The sequence below is a fragment of the Chelatococcus sp. KU-N122 genome (genome assembly GCF_055391085.1).
Genome location: NZ_AP043981.1, coordinates 5,538,804 through 5,558,756 on the forward strand (window position 1 = coordinate 5,538,804; position 19,953 = coordinate 5,558,756).

General features: G+C 68.7%; 14 protein-coding genes. 9 read left to right on the plus strand and 5 right to left on the minus strand.

Translation table 11 applies throughout. The annotated features are described in order from the left end of the window. Positions 1–14: 14 nt before the first annotated feature. The 8 genes from ACZ5PO_RS24970 to ybaL all read left to right on the plus strand — a co-directional run bounded on the left by ACZ5PO_RS24970 (position 15) and on the right by ybaL (position 11,728). Positions 15–1,628 carry an acyl-CoA carboxylase subunit beta gene (locus ACZ5PO_RS24970; RefSeq protein ID WP_464184643.1) on the plus strand — a complete coding sequence of 538 codons (1,614 nt, stop codon included), beginning with the start codon at positions 15–17 and terminating at the stop codon, positions 1,626–1,628. Positions 1,629–1,681: 53 nt separating this feature from the next. Continuing rightward, positions 1,682–3,679 (plus strand): acetyl/propionyl/methylcrotonyl-CoA carboxylase subunit alpha, encoded by a 1,998-nt coding sequence (locus tag ACZ5PO_RS24975; protein ID WP_464184645.1) that lies wholly within the window; start codon positions 1,682–1,684, stop codon positions 3,677–3,679. A 55-nt stretch (positions 3,680–3,734) separates the two neighbouring features. Further along, complete coding sequence (locus ACZ5PO_RS24980; protein ID WP_464184646.1) at positions 3,735–4,886, plus strand: acyl-CoA dehydrogenase family protein; 1,152 nt, start codon at positions 3,735–3,737, stop codon at positions 4,884–4,886. Between the two features lie 7 nt (positions 4,887–4,893). Beyond that, on the plus strand, positions 4,894–5,715 hold the full coding sequence (locus tag ACZ5PO_RS24985) for an enoyl-CoA hydratase/isomerase family protein (protein ID WP_464184648.1): 822 nt from the start codon (positions 4,894–4,896) through the stop codon (positions 5,713–5,715). Between the two features lie 11 nt (positions 5,716–5,726). Then, entirely contained in the window at positions 5,727–7,541 is a 1,815-nt protein-coding gene (locus ACZ5PO_RS24990) for an acyclic terpene utilization AtuA family protein (protein WP_464184650.1), read from the plus strand. A 194-nt stretch (positions 7,542–7,735) separates the two neighbouring features. Further along, positions 7,736–8,401 carry a glutathione S-transferase family protein gene (locus tag ACZ5PO_RS24995; RefSeq protein WP_464184652.1) on the plus strand — a complete coding sequence of 222 codons (666 nt, stop codon included), beginning with the start codon at positions 7,736–7,738 and terminating at the stop codon, positions 8,399–8,401. Positions 8,402–8,504: 103 nt separating this feature from the next. Continuing rightward, entirely contained in the window at positions 8,505–9,740 is a 1,236-nt protein-coding gene (locus ACZ5PO_RS25000) for an acetyl-CoA C-acetyltransferase (protein ID WP_464184653.1), read from the plus strand. Positions 9,741–10,000: 260 nt separating this feature from the next. After that, entirely contained in the window at positions 10,001–11,728 is a 1,728-nt protein-coding gene (gene ybaL, locus ACZ5PO_RS25005) for a YbaL family putative K(+) efflux transporter (RefSeq protein ID WP_464197030.1), read from the plus strand. Between the two features lie 79 nt (positions 11,729–11,807). Here the strand turns inward: ybaL and ACZ5PO_RS25010 are convergent, their stop codons facing one another. The 5 genes from ACZ5PO_RS25010 to ACZ5PO_RS25030 all read right to left on the minus strand — a co-directional run bounded on the left by ACZ5PO_RS25010 (position 11,808) and on the right by ACZ5PO_RS25030 (position 18,272). Beyond that, on the minus strand, positions 11,808–13,262 hold the full coding sequence (locus tag ACZ5PO_RS25010) for an amidase (protein ID WP_464184654.1): 1,455 nt from the start codon (positions 13,260–13,262) through the stop codon (positions 11,808–11,810). A 92-nt stretch (positions 13,263–13,354) separates the two neighbouring features. Continuing rightward, positions 13,355–14,137, minus strand: coding sequence for a glucose 1-dehydrogenase (locus tag ACZ5PO_RS25015; protein ID WP_464184656.1), 783 nt, complete (start codon positions 14,135–14,137; stop codon positions 13,355–13,357). A 7-nt stretch (positions 14,138–14,144) separates the two neighbouring features. Next, positions 14,145–15,353 (minus strand): acyl-CoA dehydrogenase family protein, encoded by a 1,209-nt coding sequence (locus ACZ5PO_RS25020; protein WP_464184659.1) that lies wholly within the window; start codon positions 15,351–15,353, stop codon positions 14,145–14,147. A gap of 12 nt (positions 15,354–15,365) precedes the next feature. Then, positions 15,366–16,997, minus strand: coding sequence for a long-chain fatty acid--CoA ligase (locus tag ACZ5PO_RS25025; RefSeq protein ID WP_464184661.1), 1,632 nt, complete (start codon positions 16,995–16,997; stop codon positions 15,366–15,368). A 111-nt stretch (positions 16,998–17,108) separates the two neighbouring features. Beyond that, a complete protein-coding gene (locus ACZ5PO_RS25030) occupies positions 17,109–18,272 on the minus strand; it encodes an acyl-CoA dehydrogenase family protein (RefSeq protein ID WP_464184663.1) in 1,164 nt (387 codons plus the stop codon). Positions 18,273–18,957: 685 nt separating this feature from the next. Between ACZ5PO_RS25030 and ACZ5PO_RS25035 the strand changes: the two genes are divergently transcribed. Then, complete coding sequence (locus ACZ5PO_RS25035) at positions 18,958–19,938, plus strand: IS481 family transposase (protein WP_464197032.1); 981 nt, start codon at positions 18,958–18,960, stop codon at positions 19,936–19,938. Positions 19,939–19,953: the final 15 nt, after the last annotated feature.

The following is a 19,953-nucleotide window of genomic DNA, read 5'->3' on the forward strand; positions in this document are numbered from 1 at the left end:
CTTGGGAGAGCGCCATGCCCGCCTTCGAATCGCGAGTCGTTGCGGCCGGTCCCGCCTACGAGGAGAACCGGACCTATCTGCTCGCCGCGATCGACGAGTTGCACGCGCTCCAGCGGCGCGCCCGCGACGCCTCGGCCGCCTCGGGCGCGCGCTTCGCCCGGCGCGGCCAGCTCTTGCCGCGCGAGCGGCTGGTGCTGGCGCTCGATGAGGGTGCGCCGTTCCTGGAGCTCTGCTCGCTCGCCGGCTACCTCCGCGACACCAAGGATCCGGCGAAGTCGGTGCCGGGGTGCTCGGGCATCGCCGGTATCGGCTACATCTCCGGTGTGCGCTGCCTGATCGTGGCGGACGATTCCGGCATCGCCGCCGGGTCCGCCCAGCCCATGGGCGGCGACAAGTTCCTGCGGCTCGAGGCCATCGCGCTCAAGAACAGGCTGCCGTTCATCCATCTGGTCGAGTCGGCCGGCGCCAACCTGCTCGGCTACAAGGTCGAGGATTTCGTCGTCGGCGGCGGCATCTTCGCCGGCCTCGCCCGCCTGTCGGCCGCCGGCCTGCCGGTGATCGCGCTCACCCACGGCTCGTCGACGGCGGGCGGCGCCTACATGACCGGCTTGGCCGACTACGTCATCATGGTGCGCGACCGCGCCAAGGCCTTCCTGGCCGGCCCGCCGCTGCTGAAGGCCGCCACCGGCGAGATCGCGACCGACGAGGAGCTGGGCGGCGCGTTGATGCACGCCACCGTCTCCGGTCTTGCCGAATACCTGGCCGAGGACGACGTGGACGGCATTCGCATCCTGCGCGATCTCGTCGCCAGCCTGGGCTGGAGCCAGGGCAACGAGCTGTCGAGCGGGGTGCCGCCGCGTCTCGACCCGGAGGAGCTGCTGGGCCTGTTCCCGAAAGACGGGAAGAAGCCGGTCGACATGCGCGAGGTGATCGCCCGCATCGTCGACGGCTCCGAGATGCTGGAATACAAGCCGCTGTACGGCCCGCAGACGGTGTGCGCACACGCCAAGCTCGCCGGCATGCCGGTCGGCATCATCACCAACAACGGCCCGCTCGATCCCGCCGGCGCCAACAAGGCGACGCAGTTCATCCAGGCCTGCTGCCAGACCGACACGCCGCTGATCTACCTCCAGAACACCACCGGCTACATCGTCGGCACGGAATCGGAGCGGGCCGGCATGATCAAGATCGGCTCCAAGATGATCCAGGCGGTCGCCAACGCCAGCGTGCCGCAGCTCACCCTGATGTGCGGCGCCTCCTACGGCGCCGGCAACTACGGCATGTGCGGCCGCGGCTTCTCACCGGACTTCGCCTTCTCGTGGCCCACCGCGCGTACCGCGGTGATGGGGGCCGAGCAGGCGGCGCTGACCATGGCCATCGTCATGGAGGATGGGGCCAAGCTGCGCGGCCTGCCCGTCGACACCGCCGCCATCGACAGCATGAAGGAGAAGATCATCCAGACCTTCGAGAGCCAGATGTCGGCCTTCTACACCTCGGGCGCCGTGCTCGACGACGGCGTCATCGACCCGCGCGACACCCGCAACGTGCTCGCCATGGCGCTGTCGGTGTGCCTGTCCGGACGCGAGCGCAAGGTGAAGCCGCTGAGCTTCGGTGTCGGGCGCATGTAAGCGTGCCGCCGATTTCGTCCGCTGCTCCGCTCTCACCCGCTCCGAGTGCACCGATGAAAACCATCTCCACCCTGCTGATCGCCAACCGTGGCGAGATCGCCATCCGCGTCGCCCGTACCGCCCGCCGCCTCGGCATCGGCACGGTCGCCGTCTATTCGGACGCGGACGCCGGCGCGCCGCACGTGAAGGCCTGCGACGTGGCCATCGGCATCGGCGGCCTGACGCCGGCCGAGAGCTATCTCGTCGCCGACAAGATCATCGCCGCCGCGCGGCGCGCCGGCGCCGAGGCGATCCACCCGGGCTACGGCTTCCTCTCCGAGAACGCCGGCTTCGCCGAGCGTGTGGCGCGCGAGGGGCTGATCTTCGTCGGCCCGCCGGCCAAGGCGATCGAGGCCATGGGCGACAAGGCCCGCGCTCGGCGCCGCATGGCCGCCGCCGGCATTCCCGTCGTGCCCGGCTACGACGAGGAGGACCAGTCCGAGGCGAAGCTCCTGGCCGAGGCCGAGCGCATTGGCTTCCCGATCATGATCAAGGCGTCGGCCGGCGGCGGCGGCCGCGGCATGCGGCGCATCGACGAGGCCGCCGCCATGCCTGCGGCGCTGAAGGCGGCAGCCTCCGAGGCGCAGAAGGCGTTCGGCGACGGCCGCCTCATCCTCGAGCGGGCGGTGATCGAGCCGCGCCACGTGGAGATCCAGGTGTTCGCCGACGAGCACGGCCACGCCGTGCACCTGGGCGAGCGCGACTGCTCGGTGCAGCGCCGCCACCAGAAGGTGGTGGAGGAGGCCCCGTCGCCGGCCCTCGACGAGCGCCTGCGCGGCCGCATGGGTGATGCCGCGACCGCCGTGGCGCGGGAGATCGGCTATGTCGGCGCCGGCACGGTGGAATTCCTGCTCGACCGCGCCGGCCACTTCTACTTCATGGAGATGAACACCCGCCTCCAGGTGGAGCATCCCGTGACCGAGATGGTCACCGGTCTCGACCTGGTCGAATGGCAGCTGCGCGTCGCCCATGGCGAGCAGCTGCCGCTGGCGCAGGCCGATATCCCGCTGCGCGGCCACGCCATCGAGGTGCGGCTGTGCGCCGAGGACCCGGCCGACGACTTCCTGCCGCGCACCGGCACGGTGGCGCTGTGGGATCCGAGCCGGGCGGTCCGGACCGACGCCGGCCTCGCGGACGGGCTCGTCGTCAGCCCCTATTACGATTCCATGCTCGGCAAGCTGATCGCCCATGGCGCCACGCGCACCGAGGCCATCGAGAAGCTGGTGCACGGCCTGAAGGCGACGGCGCTGCTCGGCATCACCTCGAATCGCGAGTTCCTGATCGGGCTGCTCAGCCACCCGGCCTTCATCGCCGGCGACAAGGTCTCGACCGCCTTCATTCCCGAGCACTTCCCGACCAACGCCAGCCGCGCCAGCCGCCCGGATCGGACGGCCTGGGCGCTGGCGGCCTGGCTGAGCGCGGCGGCGACGCCGCGGGCGGCCGCCTGGGGGGCGGAATGGCGCGGCTGGAGCAACGTCAGGCCGCTGCCGCAGCCGTGGCGCATCACCTGGCAGGCGCCGGCCAACCTCGCCGTCGAGGACGATCCGGCTGAGCGCCGCGGCCATGTGGAGGCGGGTCGGGACGGCGCGGCCGTCACCGTGGACGGCGCGACGGTCGCCATCGTCGGCCGGCCGGCGGCTGAAACCGCCGAGGGCGAAGCCGTCGTCGACGGCGTGCCGGTCGCCTACCGCTTCGCCTGGGTGGGGGAGGAGCTGTGGCTCAAGCTCGGCTCCAGCGACTTCGCCTTCGCCCCCAATAACCGGGTCAGCACGGCGCGAGCGGCGGACGCCGGCGCCGACGGCGTGCTGCGGGCGCCGATGAACGGCCGCGTGGTCAGCGTGGCCGTCGAAGCCGGCGCCACGGTCGAGCGCGGGCAGACGGTCCTGGCGCTGGAGGCGATGAAGATGGAGCATGCCATCATCGCCCCGCGGGCCGGCACGCTCGCCAGCGTCACGGTCGCCGTGGGCGATCAGGTGACGCCGGGCCAGATCATGGCCGAGATCGTCGATTAACCGTACGCCACGACGAAAGCCGCTCGCAGAAGCGGCTCAATGACAGGGAGTGCGCATGATCATCGAGCCGGGCCCCAACCCGCACCTCACCGAGGAGCACCTGGCGTTTCGCGACGTCATGCGCCGCTTCGTCGCCAATGAGATCGAGCCCTTCGCGACCCAGTGGGACGAGGAGGGCGGCTTCCCGCGCGAACTCTATCGCAAGGCCTCCGAGGTCGGCCTGCTGCAGCTCGGCTTCCCCGAGGCCTACGGCGGCGTCGAGTGCGATCCGTTCTATGGCAACATCGCCAGCCAGGAGCTGGCCCGGGCCGGCGCCGGCGGCATCTCCGCCTCGCTGATGAGCCACACCATCGGCGCCCCGCCGGTCGCCATCGCCGGTTCCGATGCGCTCAAGGCCAAGGTGCTGCCCGACGTGCTGGCGGGCAAGAAGATCGCCGCGCTCGCCATCACCGAGCCGTCGGGCGGCTCCGACGTCGCCAACCTCAAGACCACGGCGCGGCGCGACGGCGACAGCTACGTCATCAACGGCGAGAAGACCTTCATCACCTCGGGCATGCGGGCCGACTTCATCACCGTCGCCGTGCGCACGGGCGAGGGCGGCCGCGGCGGCGTCTCGCTCATCCTGGTGGAAACGGACACGCCCGGCTTCAGCCGCACCCCGCTCAAGAAGATGGGCTGGTGGGCCTCCGACACCGCGACGCTGCATTTCGACGACGTCCGCGTGCCGGCAGGCCACCTGCTCGGCGAAGAGCACAAGGGCTTCGCCATCATCATGAAGAACTTCAACCGCGAGCGTCTGGGCATGGCGGCCGGCTGCATCGCCATGGCGCGGGTGTGCCTGGAGGAGGCGGTGAACTACGCCCAGGAGCGGCAGACCTTCGGCAAGCCGCTCAGCCAGCATCAGGTCATCCGCCACAAGCTGGCCGACATGACCATGCGGGTAAACGCCTCCCAGGCCTATCTGGATACGCTCACCTGGCAGGTGATGCGCGGCGACAGCCCGGTGGCGGACATCTGCCTGCTGAAGAACCAGGCGACCTTGACCATGGAATTCTGTGCCCGCGAGGCGGTGCAGATCTTCGGCGGCGCCGGCTTCATGCGCGGCGCCAAGGTCGAGCGCATCTATCGCGAGGTGCGCGTCAACGCCATCGGCGGCGGCGCCGAGGAGATCATGCGCGATCTCGCCGCCCGTCAGCTCGGATATTGAGGAAGCCATGACCGCCCCTTTGCCGGCCACGACCGTCCTGAAGCTCGACCGCCAGGGCACGCGCCTCTACGCCACCATCGCCGATCCGGCCACCCGCAACGCCATGACCGCGGCTCTGGTCGAGGACCTGTGGGCGGTGCTGAACGCCACCGAGGACGACCGCTCCCTGCGCACGCTGATCTTGCAAGGGGCCGACGGCGCCTTCTGCGCCGGCGCCGATCTCAAGGGCACCAACAGGGCGCTGGCGTCGGCGCCGGGGCCGGGCGAGCTCGACCCGCTCGAGGCCCAGAACCGCTCGGGCGGTGAGCTGTTCGCCAAGCTGAACGACCATCCGTTGACGGTCATCGCCGTGGTCGACGGCCCGGCCTTCGGCGGCGGCTTCGGCATGGCCTGCTGCGCCGATATCGTGCTGGCGACGCCGCGGGCGCGCTTTGCCCTGTCGGAGACCGGTCTCGGCATTCCGCCGGCGCAGATCGCCCCCTATGTCGTCGGCCGCATTGGCCTGCGCATGGCGCGGCGCCTGGGGCTCACCGGCGCGCGCCTCGACGGCGCCCAGGCGCACGACATCGGCCTGGTCGACTTCTATTGCGAAACGGCCGACAGTCTCGAGACGACGCTGACAAAGGTGCTGAACGACATCGGCCGCTGCGCGCCCGGCGCCAACGCCGTGACCAAGCGGCTGTTCCTCAGCGTCGGCTCGCTCACGCCGGCAGCCTATCGAGACGAGGCGGCGCGCGCCTTTGCCGGCTGCCTCAGGGGCGAGGAGGGGCAGGAGGGCGTGCGCGCCTTCGCCGAGAAGCGCCCGGCCCGCTGGGTGGAAAAGATTTGAGGGAGGACGAGATGAGCGCAAAGACCATCCGCATCGGCGGCGCCTCGGGGTTCTGGGGCGACACGGCCATCTCGACGCCGCAACTCCTGAAGGGCGGCAACCTCGACTATCTCGTCTTCGACTACCTGGCCGAGATCACCATGTCGATCATGGCCCGCGCCCGGGCCAAGGACCCGTCCGCCGGCTATGCCCACGACTTCGTCGGCGCCATCGCCCGCGAGCTGCGCACGCTGTCGGCGAAGAAGATCAAGGTCATCGCCAACGCCGGCGGCGTCAATCCGCTCGCCTGCGCCCGCGCGCTGGAGGCGAAGATCGCTGAAGCCGGCTACGACCTGAAGGTCGGCGTCGTCGGCGGCGACGACCTGCTCGGGCGGGCCGACGAGTTCAAGGCGACCAAGGAGATGTTCTCCGGCCAGGCGATGCCGGCCAAGCTGTGGAGCATGAACGCCTACCTCGGCGGCCGGCCGATCGCCGCAGCCCTCGACGCCGGCGCCGACATCGTCATCACCGGCCGCTGCGTCGACAGCGCGGTGACGCTCGGCGCCGCCATCCATGCCTTCGGCTGGACCGAGCGGGACTTCGACAAGCTGGCCGGCGCCTCGCTCGCCGGCCACATCATCGAGTGCGGCGCCCAGGCGACCGGCGGCCTGCATACGGACTGGGAGGCGACCGGCGACTGGTCGAACATCGGCTATCCGGTGGCCGAGGTGGCGGCCGACGGCTCCTTCGTCGTCTCCAAGCCGGCCGGCACCGGCGGGCTCATCAGCTTCGCCACCGTCGCCGAGCAGATGCTCTACGAGATCGGCGATCCGCGGGCCTATCTGCTGCCGGACGTGACGTGCGACTTCACGCAGGTGCATATCGAGGAGGTCGGGCCGGACCTGGTGAAGGTGTCCAACGCCAAGGGCCTGCCGCCGACCGACAGCTACAAGGTGTCGGCCACCTACCAGGACGGCTTCCGCGTCGGCATGTACATCACCATCGGCGGCCTGGATGCGGCCCGCAAGGCCGAGAAGGTGGCGGACTCGGTGATCCGCCGCTGCGAGGGGATCTACAAGGCCATGAACCTGGCGCCGTTCACCGAGACCAGCGTCGAGGTGATCGGCGCGGAGGCGTCCTACGGCCCCCATTCGCGGGCCCGGTCGGCGCGAGAGGTCATCCTCAAGCTGGCGGCCAAGCATCCGGATGCCAAGGCGCTGGAGATCCTGGTGCGGGAGCTCACCTCGTCGGGCACCTCCATGTCGCCGGGCATCAGCGGCATGGGCGGCAACCGGCCCAAGGTGATGCCGGTGGTGCGCCTGTTCTCCTGCTTGGTCGGCAAATCGGCGGTGAAGACGACCGTCGAGGTCGCCGGCAAGGAGGTCGATGCACCCGAGAGCCTGGCCGGCGGCTTCGACCCGGCGTCCCTCGGTGCCGACAAGGCCGGCGCGGCGGCCCAGGCGCCGGCGGGCGGTGCCGTGGTGCCGCTGATCGCGCTCGCCTGGGGCCGCAGCGGCGACAAGGGCGACAAGGCCAACATCGGCATCATCGCCCGTAAGCCGGAGTACCTGCCCTACATCCGTGCGGCGCTGACCGAGCGCGCTGTGGCGGCCTATTTCGGCCACCACCTGAAGGGGGGCGTGGAGCGCTTCGAGCTGCCCGGCACGCACGCGCTCAACTTCCTGCTACACGACGTGCTGGGCGGCGGCGGCATCGCCTCGCTGCGCAATGATCCGCAGGCCAAGGCCTACGCGCAGATCCTGATGGATTATCCCGTGCCGGTGACGCCGGAGATCGCCGCGACCGTCGCCGACGTCGCGGCGCGCTTTCCGGCCGCGGCGGCTTAGGGGAAGCGGTTCGCCGAGGCGAGCCCTTCGATGCCGTTGCAGGCATGACGCGGCGCCCCAACCGCGTCATGGCCGGGCTTGACCCGGCCAGCCATCGATTCGAGAGACTTCAGCCCGACAGGGCTGTCTATAGTATTTCCCTAGAGGATGGATGGCCGGGTCAAGCCCGGCCATGACGCTGGGAGGGTTTATCTATGTTCACGCTCTATCACTGCACGAGCGCGCGCTCGTTCAGGCCGCTGTGGACCATGGAGGAGATGGGGCTCGACTACGAGCTGAAGATGCTGCCGTTCCCGCCGCGCGTCTTCAAGAAGGACTACCTCGGCATCAACCCGCTCGGCACCATTCCGTTCTTCGTCGACGGCGAGACACGCATGACCGAGTCCTGCGCCATCCCGCTTTACCTGGTCAGCAAGTACGGCCCGACGCCGCTCGCCGTCGGCGTCGACGAGCCGGACTACGGCAGGTTCCTCAATGCCTTGCTCTATGGTGAGGCGACGCTGACGTTTCCGCAGACCATCTTCCTCCGCTACACCTTGCAGGAGCCGGACCGGGGGCTGGACGGCGCCGCGACCGACTACGTCAAGTGGTTCGGCGCGCGCTTGCGCGCCGCCACGGCCGTGGTCGCCGACAACGAGTATTACTGCTCCGGCCGTTTCACCATTGCCGACATCTGCGTCGGCTACGCGCTGATGCTGGCCGAGCGCCTGCAGATCGACCATGTCTTCTCCGACCCGGTCCGCGCCTATTGGCAGCGGCTGACCCAGCGCGACGGCTACAAGCGCGCGCTCGCCTCGCAGGAGAAGGCGGCGGCCGAGCAGGGGCTGGTCGAGCCGCCGATGACCCGCTCTGCAGGCTGATCTCGCACGTCGTTCAGCCCATGCCGGGGGTATTGAAAAAGCACTGGCCATAGCCCATCAATCAATCTATCAGCCGTTTGATAGGCTCAGGGAAGGATCAACCATGTCAGAGGCTTGGATCATCGACGCGGCACGTACGCCGCGCGGCGTCGGCAAGTTCGGCAAGGGGGCGCTCTCCGACGTGCATCCCCAGCGCATCCTGTCGACCGTGCTCAAGGCACTGGCCGAGCGCAACAACCTCAACACCGCCGAGATCGACGACGTGATCGCCGGCTGCGGCACGCAGTACGGCAAGCAGGGCTCGTGCATCGCCCGCATGGCGGCCCTCGACGCCGGCTTCGACAACAATGCGACCGGCATGTCGATCGACCGCTTCTGCGGCTCGGCCATGACCGCGGTGAACCTCGCCGCCATGGGTGTCATGTCCGGCGCCCAGGACCTCGTCATCGCCGGCGGCGTGGAGTCCATGTCGCATGCCTCCACCTTGCCGAGGGTCAACGACGGCGTCATCGACAGCCGCAACGAGCATCTGCGCGCCATCCATCCGCAGCCGCACCAGGGCGTCTGCGGCGACCTGATCGCCACCCTTGAGGGCTTCAGCCGTGAGGACGTCGACAGGCTCGCCCTGGAGAGCCAGCAGCGCGCCGCCCATGCCATCGCCAACGGCCATTTCGGCAAGAGCCTGGTGACCGTCTACAAGGACGACGGCTCGGTGGCGCTCGATCGTGACGAGTTTCCGCGCCCCGGCACCACGATGGAAGGCCTCGCCAGCCTGAAGCCGGCCTTCGAGGTGATGTACCAGGCCCCCCTGAACGAGGAAGGGCTGACCTACAAGGCGCTGGTCGAGAAGACCTACCCGGGCGTCAAGATCAACCACGTCCACCACGCCGGCAACTCGTCGGGCGTCGTCGACGGTGCCGGCGCCGTGCTCGTCGCCTCGCCGGACTACGCGCGCGCCCACGGCCTCAAGCCGCGCGCCCGCATCCGCGCCGTCGCGACGGCCGGCAACTCGCCGGAGCTGATGCTCAACGCCCCCGGGCCCGCCGCCAAGAAGGCGCTGGCGAAGGCCGGCATGAACCTGTCCGACATCGATCTCATCGAGATCAACGAGGCCTTCGCGGTCGTCCCGCTAAAGTTCATGCGTGACCTCGAGATCGACCCGGCGAAGGTGAACGTCAACGGAGGCGCCATCGCGCTCGGCCACCCGATCGGTGCGACCGGCGCCATCATCATCGGCACGCTGCTCGACGAACTGGAGCGCCGCAACCTGTCGACCGGCCTTGCCACGCTCTGCGCGGCGGGCGGCATGGCTCCGGCCATCATCATCGAGCGCATCTGAACCGCTTCGGCCGGGCCCGGCGGCCCGGACCTTGCCCTGCGAGCAGACGCCCGGCCCAGTGCCGGGCGTTTGTCGTTTGCGCGCACGGCCAGGGTTTGGGCACGATCTGCCGACATTTTCTGCCCTGATGTGCAGCTCGCGCCTTGCGTGAGCGGCATTCGATGTCAATTGAGGGAGATCATGCCCATCATCAGGTGATCGGATCGTTCGCGCAGCTGCGCCGGGCGCCCGCCATCGAGCCGAACCATTGCCGGGAGCCCATGTCGCACAGCACGCCCCTGATCAGCATCCTCGTGGCCGGACTTGGGGTCGCCTTCCTCTTTGGCGTCGTGGCACAGCGGCTGCGCCTGTCGCCGCTGGTCGGCTATCTGCTGGCGGGGGTGCTGATCGGGCCGTTCACCCCGGGCTTCGTCGCCGATCAGGGCTTGGCCCTCGAGCTGGCCGAGGTCGGTGTGATCCTGCTCATGTTCGGCGTCGGCCTGCATTTCTCGGTCAAGGATCTTCTCGCCGTCAGAGGCATCGCCATTCCGGGCGCGATCGGCCAGATGGCCATCGCCACCTTGCTCGGCATGGGGCTGGCCTGGACCATGGGCTGGTCGCTCGGCGCCGGCCTGGTGTTCGGCCTGGCGCTGTCCGTCGCCAGCACGGTCGTGCTGCTGCGGGCGCTGCAGGAGCGCCGTCTGATCGAGACGGAGCGTGGCCGCATCGCCGTGGGCTGGCTCATCGTCGAGGATCTGGCGATGGTGCTGGCGCTGGTGCTGCTGCCGGCGCTGTCGGGGATGCTCGGCGGCAAGGTGGTCGAGCAGGGGGGCGGCCTCGTCGGCTCGTTCGGCCTGCAGTCGCTGTGGGTCACCCTGGCGCTTACCTGCGCCAAGGTGGCGGCCTTCGTCGTGGTGATGCTGGTGGTCGGGCGCCGCGTCATTCCGTGGGCACTGCACTACGTGGCGCACACGGGCTCGCGCGAGCTGTTCCGCCTGGCGGTGCTGGCGATCGCGCTCGGCGTGGCCTTCGGCTCGGCCGAGCTGTTCGGCGTCTCCTTCGCCCTGGGCGCCTTCTTCGCCGGCATGATCCTGGCCGAGTCGGAGCTGAGCCACCGGGCCGCGCAGGAGATCCTGCCGCTGCGCGATGCATTCGCAGTGCTGTTCTTCGTCTCGGTCGGGATGCTGTTCGACCCGTCCGTGCTCTGGAGCGAGCCGCTGGCGGCCCTGGCGACGTTCCTGATCATCATCGTCGGCAAGTCGATCGCCGCGCTGGCGATGGTGCGCGCCTTCGGCTACCCGCTGCGGACGGCTTTCACCATCTCGGTCAGTCTCGCTCAGATCGGCGAGTTCTCATTCATCCTGGCGGTGCTGGGCATCAAGCTCGGCCTTCTGCCGACGACCGGGCGCGACTTCATCCTGGCCGGCGCCATGCTGTCGATCATCCTCAACCCGCTGCTGTTCCAGCTGCTGGATCGCCTCGGGCCGTGGCTCGATTCATTGGAGGCGGCGGGCACCGACGACGAGGCCGCCGCCGCCGGCGAGATCACGCCGACGACGCTGACGGGCCACGCGGTGCTCGTCGGCTTCGGTCGTGTCGGCAGCGGCGTCGCGCGCACGCTGCAGGAGCAGCGCCAGCCGCTGTTCGTCATCGAGGAGCGGCAGGAGGTCGTCGACAAGCTTCGCGAGGAAGGCATCGAGGCCATCACCGGCAATGCCATCCAGCCGGCGGTGCTGGCGGCCGCCAACCTGCCGGCGGCGAAATGGTTCATCAGCGCCATTCCGAACCCGTTCGAGAACGGCAACCTGATCGAGCTCGCGCGCGCGGCCAACCCAGGCCTTGAGATCATCGCGCGCGCCCACTCCGATGAGGAGGTGGAACATCTCACCCGGATGGGCGCCAGCTTCATCATCATGGGCGAGCGGGAGATCGCGCGCGGCATCAGCGACCACATCCTGGGACGGATCGGCGCCCACACCACACGGGTGACGGACGAAGCTGCCGCGTAGCCCTTGCGGGGCATGGCCGGTCGTTATCGGCCGGCCATGCCGCGAGCGGCCCTCTGGTCAACGGCGCTGACGGCGCCGGTCAGGCTCCGCCGAGCATCGGCGGCCGCGCCTGCGCGACCAGCGGCACCGCCGCCTCGTAGGCGGCGGCGAGCTGCAGCACGGCGAGGTCGGCGTGGTTGGGGCCGATGATCTGCACCCCTGTCGGCAGCCCCTGTGGCCCGAAGCCGGAGGGGATGGCCATCGCCGGAAGGCCGGTGATCGACCAGATGCTCGTGGATTCCATCCATCGATGGTAGGTGTCCATGGCCCGGCCGCCGACGCTGCTCGGCCAATGCACCTCCTTGTCGAAGGGAAAGACCTGGACGGTGGGCGCCAGCAGCACGTCGTAGCGCGTGAACAGCGTCGCGAGGTGGGCATACCAGCTCGAGCGCGCGACGCTCGCCTGGTAGATGTCGAGGGCGGACAGCGTCAGGGCCCCCTCGATCTCCCAGATCAGCTCGGGCTTCATCTGGGCCCGCTGCGCCGGGTCGTGGTAGGCGGCCAGCTTGCGCCCGCCGGCCCAGGTGTGGCGCAGCTTGACCCAGCTGTCCCAGACCTCCTCCAGCGGGTAACGGATATCCACCCTCTCGACGGCACAGCCGAGCGTTTCGAACGCGCGCAGGGACGCTTCGCAGGTATCGAGGATGCCCGGCTGCACGGCGAGGTAACCGCCGAAGTCGCCGACCCAGCCGATGCGGGTCCCCGAGACGTCTCGCGTGGGCGGACCGACGAAGGCGGCCGGATCCTGACGGATGGCCAGGGGCGAGCGCGGGTCGTAACCCGCCTGGATCGAAAGCAGCAGCGCCACGTCGCGCACGCTGCGCCCCATCGGCCCCTCGTAGGCGAGTTGCGCGAAGAACACGTCCTCGGCCGGGCTGAACGGCACGCGGCCGAAGGAGGGCCGGAAGCCGAGGACGTTGTTGAAGGCCGCCGGATTGCGTAGCGAGCCCATCATGTCGCTGCCGTCGGCGGCCGGCAGCATGCGCAAGGCCAGAGCGACGGCTGCGCCGCCGCTCGATCCGCCCGAGGTCTTGGCTGGATCGTAGGCGTTGCCGGTGGTGCCGTAGACCGGGTTGTAGGTCTGCGAGCCGAGGCCGAACTCGGGCACGTTGGTCTTGCCGATGAAGATGGCGCCGGCGGCGCGCACCCGCGCCACGGCCAGCCCGTCCTCGTCCGGGATGAAGTCCTTGAACAGGGGCGAGCCGTAGGTCGTGCGGATCCCCTTGGTATGGGCCAGGTCCTTCACCGCCCAGGGCAGGCCGTGCAGCGGGCCGCGGATGGCGCCGGCGGCCAGCTCGGCATCGGCCCGCCGCGCCTCGGCCATCAGGCGGTCGCGCGGCTCCAGGGCGACGATGGCGTTGACCGCCGGATTGTAGCGGTCGATCTGATCGAGGTAGGCGCCCATCGCTTCGACGCAGGAGACCGACTTGTCCCTGATGGCCTGGGCGAGGGCAGTGGCGTCGAGGTCGACGATCGAGGCGGGTAGCATGGACATGGGCCATTGTGGGCGCAGCCTCGCCGCCGCGTCCAGGCTCAGGTGGAGCGGACGGCTGCAGCGTTTCGACGCGCGGCTGCCGACGTGACGCGTCAGTGCGAGGTGATCGACAGGCCGCCGTCGATGACGAGGCTTGCGCCTGTGACGAAGGCGCCGCTGGCGGCGCTGAGGTAGAGGACGGCGTAGCCGATCTCCTCCGGCAGGCCCGTCCGGCCGAGCGGGGTGCCGGCGAGAAGGCTCTTACGCGCCTCGTCGTCGAACACCGCCGAGAGCTTGGTCTCGATCACGCCGGGCAGGATCGTGTTCACGCGGATGCCGAACGGCCCGTATTCGAGCGCAAACGAGCGGCTCATGCCGATCATCGCGGTCTTCAGCGTCGAGTAGAGGGCCAGCATCTTGTCGGGGTGCAGCGCTGCCACCGAGGCGATGTTGACGATCGAGCCGCCGCCGCGCGGCTTCATCAGCTTGGTCGCCTCCACAGAGAGGTACCAGTTGCCGCGCAGGTTGACCTCGACCGCCTTGGTGAACAGCGGCGGATCGGTGTCGTCGATCGTCCGCCACGGGCTGAGCACCGCATTGTTCACGAGGATGTCGAGGCCGCCGTGGCTATCGCTCAGGTGCGCGGCCATGGCGGCGATGTCCTCCATGCGCCCGATGTGGCACGCCCGCGGCTCGGCGCTCAGCCCCTCGTCGCGGAACGCCTGCGCCACGCGGGCGCAGTCGTCCGCCTTGCGGCTGCTGATGACCACGTGGGCGCCGGCGCGAGCCAGCGTCCGTGCAATGCCCTCGCCGATGCCCATGGTCGACCCGGTGACCAGCGCGACCTTGCCGGTGAGGTCGAAGGGCCCGGCTGGCCGGCTTGCCGCGGCGGTCATCGCGGCCTCACGCTTCGCCGTAGCGCTTGAGCAGGGTGCGCCCGAGCTGGGAGAGGTGCACCTGATCGGGCCCGTCGCCGATGCGCATGAAGCGCGCGTAGGTGTAGGCCTCGGCCAGGAACGTGTCCTGGGAGACGCCGGCCCCGCCGTGGATCTGGATGGCGCGGTCGATCACCGCCACGGCCATGCGCGGCACCACGACCTTGGCGGCGGCGATGAGGTCGCGGGCGGCCTTGTTGCCGTCCTGGTCCATCTTCGCCGCGGCGCGCAGGGTGAGCAGGCGCGCCTGCTCGATCTCGCACCACGAATTGGCGATGTCCTCGCGCACCGAGCCTTGGTCGCCGAGCGCCTTGCCGAAGGCGATGCGGCTCTGCGCCCGCCTGCACATCAGCTCCAGCGCCCGCTGCGCGACGCCGATCAGCCGCATGCAATGGTGGATGCGGCCCGGCCCAAGGCGCCCCTGCGCGATCTCGAAGCCGCGGCCCTCGCCGAGGAGCATGTTGGCTGCCGGAACGCGGACGTTCTCGTACACGATCTCCGGATGGCCGACGGGGGCGTGGTCGTAGCCGAACACGCGCATGTCGCGGACGATGCGGACGCCGGGCGTGTCGCGCGGCACCAGGATCATCGACTGCTGCTGGTGCTTGTTGGGATTGTCCGGATCGGATTTTCCCATGACGATGAGCAGCTTGCAGTCTTCGCTCATGGCGCCGGAGGTGAACCATTTGCGGCCGTTGACGACGTAGTGGTCGCCGTCGCGCAGGATGCTGCAGCGGATGTTGGTGGCATCGCTCGAGGCCACTTCCGGCTCGGTCATGGAGAAGGCCGAGCGGATCTCGCCGGCCAGCAGCGGCTCGAGCCACTGCTTCTGCTGCGCGGGCGTGCCGTAGAGCGCCAGCACCTCCATGTTGCCGGTGTCCGGCGCCGAGCAGTTGAAGATCTCGGACGCCCACGAGATGCGGCCCATGATCTCGGCCAGCGGCGCGTAATCGAGGTTGGTGAGGCCGGCGCCGTGGTCGCCGGGCAGGAACAGGTTCCACAGCCCCTCGGCCCGGGCCAGCTTCTTCAGCTCCTCCAGGATCGGCGGACGACGGTCGCGATGGCCGGCCTCGACCTGCTCGTCGTAGAGATGCTCCGCCGGATAGACGTGCCGGGTCATGAAGGCGGACAGCTTGGCTTCGAGCTCGCGCGCCCGGGTGCTCGGTTCGAGATTCATGGTCGACCTCCCTTAGCCGGCTACGGCTTTGTAGTCCTTGAACTGCCCGCGCAGGGTGAGTTTGTGCACCTTGCCCGTCGCCGTCATGGGGAAGGCGTCGAGGAACTCGACCGCGTCGGGCAGCCACCATTTAGCCACCCGCGGCGCCATGTGCGCGAGCAGGGTGGGGCCGTCGAGCGTCGCGCCCTGGCGCCGGACCACGAGCAGGAGCGGGCGCTCCTGCCATTTCTCGTGGGGAATGGCGATGACGGCGCATTGCAGCACGTCCGGGTGGCTGGCCGCCGCGTCCTCCAGCTGGATCGAGCTGATCCATTCGCCGCCCGACTTGATCACGTCCTTGGAGCGGTCGGTCAGCGTGATGTAGCCGTCCGCATCGATGACGGCCATGTCGCCGGTCATCAGATAGCCGTCGTCGTCCAACGCCTGGATGCCCTTGTGGTAGGCGGAGGCGATCCAGGGCGCGCGCACGCGCAGATGCCCGAAGGTGACGCCGTCATGCGGCAGCTCCTCGCCGTCGTCGTTGACGATGCGCGCCTGCACGCCGAAGGCGACGCGGCCCGACTTCATGCGATCGTCGATGCGCTGGCTGAACGTGGGCTCGACCTTGCGGGGCTTGGGCGTCGGCATGGTGGCCATGAGGGCTTCGGTCATGCCCCAGGCCTGCACGTATTCGACGCCGTAGTCGCGGTCCAGCGTCTCGACCATGCTGCGCGGCGGCGCCGAGCCGCTAGAGAGCGACAGCCGGAGCGTCGAGAACTTGTTGCCGGTGCGTTTCAGCCAGTCGAGCAGGATCAGCCAGAAGCTGGGCACGCCGGCGGTGAGCGTCACCTTCTCGCCTTCGAACAGCTCATAGAGCTTGTCCGGCTCATAGTTGCGGCCTGGCAGGACGAGCTTGGAGCCGGTGTAGCAGGCCAGGAACGGCATGTTCCAGGCGTTGCCGTGGAACATGGGCGCCATCGGCATCATCACCTCGAGCTGGCCGCTCCTGTGGCCGGGCAGGAAGGTGAAGTTGGCCCCGGACAGGGTCTGCAGCACCGCGGCGCGGTGGGAATAGACGACGCCCTTGGGGTCACCCGTCGTGCCCGAGGTGTAGCAGATCGTCGACGCCGTGTTCTCGTCGAACACCGGCCAGCGGAAATCGTCGTCGGTCTCCCCGGCGATCAGCGTCTCGTAGCAGTGCACGTTGGTGAGCTTGGTCTCCGGCATGCGGTCGGCCGCGGCCATGACGATGATCGCCTCGACCGTCGTCAGCCGCGGTGCGATCTCCTCGATGATCGGCAGGGTCAGCTTGTCGACGAAGAGGAAGCGGTCTTCCGCATGATTGACGATGTAGACGATCTGGTCGGCGAACAGCCGCGGATTGACCGTGTGCAGCACGGCGCCGATGCCCGGCGCTGCGTAGAACATCTCGAAATGGCGGTGGGTGTTCCAGGCGAGCGTCCCGACGACGGTGCCTTCATCGGCCCCCAGCCGCTTGAGCGCCTTGGCGACACGCTTGATGCGCTGCAGGGCGTCCGCGTAGGTGTAGCGGTGGATGTCGCCCTCGATCTCGCGGGCGACGACCTCGACGTCGCCGTGATACCTGCCGGCATACTCGACGAAGCCGGACAGCAGCAGCGGCATGTCCATCATCAGCCCGCGCATGGTCGTAACCCTCCGGATGGCGGCCGGCGTTTGCTGCACCGGTCCGTTTCGATCTGTTGGCTCAGAAATGGCGCAGGGCCGGCCGACGGGCCGGCCCTGCCGCGCTCGCCGTCAGTGGTTGGCGCGCTGGCCCGGCAGGATGCCCATGCCCTTGCAGATGATCGTCAGCATGACCTCGTCGGCGCCGCCGCCGATCGAGGTGAGCCGCGAGTCGCGGTACATGCGCGAGATCTCGCTCTCGGTCATGAATCCCATGCCGCCCCAGTATTGCAGGCAGCTGTCGGTGACCTCGCGGGCCAGCCGGCCGGCCGTCAGCTTGGCCATGGAGGCGAGCTGTGTGACCTCCTGGCCGGCGACATAGCCGGCGGCGGCGCGGTAGACGAGCGAGCGCAGCGCCTCCACCTTGGTCTGCAGCTCGGCCATCTTGAAGTGGACCACCTGGTTGTCGAGCACCGACTTGCCGAAGGCGTGGCGGTTGGCGGTGTACTCGATGGTCATGGCGATCGCTCGTTCCATCCCGACGAGGTGGCCGGCGGCGCCCCACAGCCGCTCGATCTGGAACTGCTCCATCTGGTAGGTGAAGCCCTTGCCTTCCTCGCCGATGCGATTGCGCTGCGGCACCCGCACATCGTCGAAATAGATCTGGGCCGTGTCGGAAGCCCGCATGCCCATCTTGTCGAGCTTGCGCGCGATCTGGACCCCCTTGGTCTTCATCGGCACGCAGATCAGGCTCTTGTTGCGGTGGACCTGGCCGTCCGACGTGTTGGCGAGCAGGCAGATCCAGTCGGCCTGGGTGCCGTTGGTCGTCCACATCTTGCCGCCGTTGATTACGTAGTCGTCGCCGTCCTTGCGGGCCGTGGTCTTGAGGGATGCGACGTCGGAGCCCGCGCCGACCTCGGACACGCCGAGGCAGGCGACGTAGTCGCCGGCGATCGACGGGGCGAGGAACTCGGCCCTGAGCGCGTCGGAGCCATGCTTGGCCAGCGCCGGCGTCGCCATGTCCGTCTGCACGCCGACCGCCATGCCGATCGAGGCGCACTTGGTGGCGCCGAGGGCTTCGCAGAAGGCGAGCTCATAGCTGTAGTCGAGACCGAGACCGCCGAATTGCTCCGGCTTGTCGATGCCGAGCAGCCCCTGCTGGCCCATCTTCTTGAACAGCTCGTGAGCCGGGAAGATGCCGTCGCGCTCCCACTCCTCGGCGTGCGGATCGATCTCCGTTTCGACGAATTTGGTGACGCTGCGCATCAGCTCGTGATGCTGCTCGGTGTAGATCATCGTTTCCTCCGGTCGCGCCCGAGATGGTCGCGGTATGCTCTTGCCGATCTCTTCCGCTGCGCCGCCCTCAGCGAACCGGCTGGGGGAGGCACTCTTAGTGTCGGGGCGCGTCGCGATCGGACGACGTCCGGCGGCCGCGCTTTCGAGCCTGGCCCGAGCGGACCGGGCAGTACTGATACGACGCGTGGCGGTACTCATCGGTACTGAAGCGCATTGTAGCGCCGCCGACGCGATGGAAAAGCTCTTTTTTGGCCGCACCACAGCCGCAGCTCGGGATGGCCTGGCGGAGATCGCCTGTCGCGGCGAACGGCGGCCACCTCCCCAACGCGCAACGACGGTTCTCAGTCATCTTGCGTTCAAGGGCGCCTGCGAGGATCGATCGAGTGAGGCAAGCCGATCTCCGACGCAACTTGCTCGAACAGTGCTGCGTGTCTCGCCTTGCGCTGCAAAATATCCATCAGTGAACAATGGCAAATCCTAGCTCGTGCTAGAGCATTTCGCCATTGGATGGGATCACCCAACTGCAAGAAATGCTCCTAACTTTATGCATCTGGAGCGCTTCTTTTGCGATTGGGCGAGTCCGCCCAAGCGCGAAGCGCTCTAGCTGTGAGCTCTCAATAGGTTGTCCATCCGGTCCTGTCCGTGGAAGCTGAGGTTGCGAAGCTTCAGAGCCCCGGAGGACCGGATGAACGTGCATAAGAATGCCCGGCTGACACCGCTCAGTCGAGCCGAGTTGGTGCGGCGCGTGTTGGATGAAGGCCAGACGCCGAAGGCGGTGGCCACGGCGTTCGGCGTCGACGCCAAGACGGTCAGGAAGTGGGTCGAGCGGTTTCGCTCCCAAGGGGCGGCGGGCTTGGTCGATCGCTCCTCGCGGCCCAAGGCGGTGCGTCAGCCAACACCCGTTGAGATCGCTGACTGGATTGTCGCGCTGCGTCGTCAGCGCTGGACGGGCCAGCAGATCGCCAAGCAGACCAAGGTCTCGCCCGCCACGGTCAGCCGCATCCTGCGGCGCGCCAGGTTGAGCCGGATCAGGGACCTGGAGCCGCCGGCGCCGATTGTGCGCTACGAGCGCCAGACGCCCGGAGAGCTGATCCACATCGACATCAAGAAGCTCGGCCGCTTCGATCAGGTCGGCCACCGCATCACCGGTGATCGAACGCGCCAGAGCAGCACCCGGGGCCGGCGCAGCGGCAAGAGCTGGGGCGCAGGCTGGGAGTACGTCCATGTCTGCATAGACGACGCCTCGCGCATCGCCTTCAACCAGGTGCGGCCGGATGAGAAGAAACAAAGCGCCACGGCCTTCCTGAAGGCCGCAATCGCTTACTACGCCAGCCTCGGCGTCGCCGTGACCGGCGTCATGACCGACAACGGCGCCTGCGACAAATCCCACGCCTTCCGCGACCTGTGCCGGGACCTGGGCCTCAAGCACATCCGCACCAAACCCTACACGCCCAAGACCAACGGCAAGGCCGAGCGCTTCGTCCAGACATCCTTGCGAGAGTGGGCCTATGCCCAGCCCTACCAGACCTCAGATCAGCGCGCCGCCGCGCTGGCGCCGTGGCTGCACCGATACAACTGGCATCGACCCCATGGCGGGATTAAATCTCAGACACCCATCAGCCGCCTCGGCTGGACCGAGAACAACCTGTTGAGGCTCCACATCTAGCCATCCAAATGTCGA

Excerpts from the sequence above, each read along its gene's own strand:
- ACZ5PO_RS24980 (WP_464184646.1), top strand. The coding sequence starts at position 3,735 with ATGATCATCGAGCCGGGCCCCAACCCGCACCTCACCGAGGAGCACCTG.
- ACZ5PO_RS25035 (WP_464197032.1), top strand. The coding sequence starts at position 18,958 with ATGAACGTGCATAAGAATGCCCGGCTGACACCGCTCAGTCGAGCCGAG.
- ACZ5PO_RS24985 (WP_464184648.1), top strand. The coding sequence starts at position 4,894 with ATGACCGCCCCTTTGCCGGCCACGACCGTCCTGAAGCTCGACCGCCAG.
- ACZ5PO_RS25020 (WP_464184659.1), bottom strand. The coding sequence starts at position 15,353 with ATGAATCTCGAACCGAGCACCCGGGCGCGCGAGCTCGAAGCCAAGCTG.
- ACZ5PO_RS25025 (WP_464184661.1), bottom strand. The coding sequence starts at position 16,997 with ATGCGCGGGCTGATGATGGACATGCCGCTGCTGCTGTCCGGCTTCGTC.
- ACZ5PO_RS24970 (WP_464184643.1), top strand. The coding sequence starts at position 15 with ATGCCCGCCTTCGAATCGCGAGTCGTTGCGGCCGGTCCCGCCTACGAG.
- ACZ5PO_RS25010 (WP_464184654.1), bottom strand. The coding sequence starts at position 13,262 with ATGTCCATGCTACCCGCCTCGATCGTCGACCTCGACGCCACTGCCCTC.
- ACZ5PO_RS25030 (WP_464184663.1), bottom strand. The coding sequence starts at position 18,272 with ATGATCTACACCGAGCAGCATCACGAGCTGATGCGCAGCGTCACCAAA.
- ACZ5PO_RS25015 (WP_464184656.1), bottom strand. The coding sequence starts at position 14,137 with ATGACCGCCGCGGCAAGCCGGCCAGCCGGGCCCTTCGACCTCACCGGC.
- ACZ5PO_RS25000 (WP_464184653.1), top strand. The coding sequence starts at position 8,505 with ATGTCAGAGGCTTGGATCATCGACGCGGCACGTACGCCGCGCGGCGTC.
- ACZ5PO_RS24995 (WP_464184652.1), top strand. The coding sequence starts at position 7,736 with ATGTTCACGCTCTATCACTGCACGAGCGCGCGCTCGTTCAGGCCGCTG.
- ACZ5PO_RS24990 (WP_464184650.1), top strand. The coding sequence starts at position 5,727 with ATGAGCGCAAAGACCATCCGCATCGGCGGCGCCTCGGGGTTCTGGGGC.
- ybaL (WP_464197030.1), top strand. The coding sequence starts at position 10,001 with ATGTCGCACAGCACGCCCCTGATCAGCATCCTCGTGGCCGGACTTGGG.
- ACZ5PO_RS24975 (WP_464184645.1), top strand. The coding sequence starts at position 1,682 with ATGAAAACCATCTCCACCCTGCTGATCGCCAACCGTGGCGAGATCGCC.